Source organism: Burkholderia sp. Ac-20379, from assembly GCF_017104645.1.
Classification (GTDB): domain Bacteria; phylum Pseudomonadota; class Gammaproteobacteria; order Burkholderiales; family Burkholderiaceae; genus Burkholderia.
In genome coordinates this window covers 1-2217 of record NZ_JAAGPF010000590.1, presented here as the reverse complement: position 1 = coordinate 2217, position 2217 = coordinate 1, and the positions used below count along the sequence as shown (strand labels likewise).

At 65.9% G+C, this 2217-nt stretch carries 3 protein-coding genes; all 3 read right to left on the bottom strand.

Annotation, left to right across the window (positions count from 1 at the left end):
* Positions 1-25 precede the first annotated feature (25 nt).
* A complete protein-coding gene (locus tag G3N92_RS33030; protein WP_206131714.1) occupies positions 26-730 on the bottom strand; it encodes a response regulator transcription factor in 705 nt (234 codons plus the stop codon).
* A 196-nt stretch (positions 731-926) separates the two neighbouring features.
* The gene (locus G3N92_RS33025; RefSeq protein ID WP_241015180.1) at positions 927-1355 is read right to left on the bottom strand and encodes a hypothetical protein; all 429 of its coding nucleotides are present in this window, start codon (positions 1353-1355) and stop codon (positions 927-929) included.
* Positions 1356-1842: 487 nt separating this feature from the next.
* On the bottom strand, positions 1843-2070 hold the full coding sequence (locus G3N92_RS33020; RefSeq protein WP_206131713.1) for a sulfurtransferase TusA family protein: 228 nt from the start codon (positions 2068-2070) through the stop codon (positions 1843-1845).
* Positions 2071-2217: the final 147 nt, after the last annotated feature.

Sequence of the window (2217 nt, the reverse complement as noted above, 5' to 3'; positions counted from 1 at the left end):
GCGATCGCGGCGGATTGCGCGCGGGTCATTCGGCGGCGCCCAGTGGCAGCCGTTCGAGCCGGTAGCCGTAGCCGTAGATCGGCGCGAGCCGGTAACCGTTCTCGGGCCGCAGCGCGAGCTTGGTGCGCAGCATCGAGACGTGGGTGTCCATGGTTCGCGACGGGATGTCGGTGGCCTGCTTCCAGACCAGATCGAGAATGTGCGCGCGCGACAGCGGCTGATCGACGTGCTGGAACAGCAGCAGCGCCAGATCGAACTCCTTCTGCGTCAGGCTGACCGGCTGATCGCCGACGAAGGCCTGCTTCAGGTTCGTGTCGAAGCGGTAGTTGTCGAATTCGCGCATCACCGATTCGGAACGGGCCGGATAGGCGCGGCGCAGCAGCGAACCGATGCGCGCGCGCAGGATCCCGCCCGACACCGGCTTGACGACGTAATCGTCGGCGCCGGCGTTCAGGATCGCGGTGATGCCGGCCTCGTCGTCGCGGCTCGTCATGAAGATGATCGGCAGCCGATGCTCGACCTGCTGCTCGCGCACCCACTTCAGCAGTTCCTCGCCCGAGAGGTCCGGCACGTTCCAGTCCAGCACCAGCAGATCGAAGGTCTCGCGCTGCAGGCGCTTCTTCAGCACCTTGCCCTCGCTGAAGGCGTAGCAGGTATGGCCGACCGCGGTCAGCGTCTGGCTGACGAAATCGGTCTGCGCTTCGTCGTCGTCCAATACAGCAATTCTCATAACACCCCGCAATGCGGCGGCGGCGGCGGCTGCCGCCCCCCGCGTTCCCGGTCGGAACCGGCACGACTCGACACAACGCGACGCTATGCCGCCATTGTGTCCGGATCGCCTCTTTTCTCAAAATCAGGACGTCCACCGAGGCCGTCATCGCCGGGCGGCCCGCGAGCGGCCAGGCCGTCCTTTCGATCCGCGCCGCCTAGCGCACCGGGTTGGGCGGCGCGGCGGCCTCGTCGCGATCGTCGTGCGCGCCGTTGCCGGCGTCGTCCTCGCCGGCCAGCACGCTGCGCTCGGCCAGCGCCGCGTGAAGCTGGCCGCGCACGTGCTCCCAGGCAGTGCGCGCGTAATCCGGCTGCTCGGCCGCCCAGGCCTGCGCCTGATCGAACACGCGGATCACGGTGGGCGCGCAGCGCGTCAGAACCGGCCCCGGCTGGCCGAGCATCTCGCCGAGCCATTCGGCCAGCCACGGCATGTCGGCCGCGCAGGCGTCGGCATAGGCTTCGAGCGCGGCGCGCGCATGGCGATCGCGCGACGGGTCCAGCCCGATGCGCTGCATCGCGCGCGCCCGATCGCGCGCCTTGAGCGGTGCGGCAAACGGAATCCGGACCGTTCCTGGCCTGAAGAACATGCTCTCTCCCTGGTGCGGCGTTTTCCGCCGTTCGCGTCAAGCGTTGCAGTGCAGTATAAGGAGCGTTAGATCAAACTTCGTTTAAACATTGTCAGATCGTTAATAATCGAGCCGACAATCTCCGCGATTCGATTCCATGCATTGCGGATCGCCGCCGATTTTCTCCGAATCGTCGCATTTCGAATCGTTCAATTTACCGTAATGACGTGCTGGGCTTGAAATTCGCGGGACGTGTGCGACGCCGGTTTCGCATCGATTCGTCGCGCGATAACCGGCATGCAATCGGACTGTAATCGGCATGCGATTGACGGGCCGGTGAAAACGGGCGCGGTGCGTTAACGCATTCCGGGAGGATTCGGCACGATGTGCGGCGCGGTATTTAAACGCATTACGCAGGCTCGCACGCGGTTTACGGCGCGCGGCCGGACCATGAAAAATGCCGCCGGGGCCGAAGCCCGGGCGGCATTTTTCATGGGTGCGCGGCGGATCAGCGGCGGCGCATCAGGAACACGAACGTCTTGTCCTGGGTGGTCGATTCGACGATCTCGTTGCCCGTTTGCTTCGCGAACGCGGCGAAATCGCGCTGCGAACCGGGATCGGTGGCGAGCACCTTGAGAATCTGGCCGCTTTCCATATCGGCAAGCGCCTTCTTGGCGCGCAGGATCGGCAGCGGGCAGTTCAACCCGCGCGCATCCACTTCCTTGTGAACTTCCATCTGCTTTCGACCTTCGAGTGACGCGCCGGCACGGCGCGGAGTGAAGGCGCGATTTTACCGCAGGCGACGCGCGCGAGTGGCGGCCGATCGCGGCTTGGCGGCAACGGCGGCCTCAGGCGGCCAGCGGCGCGAGCGCGGCGCGCAACG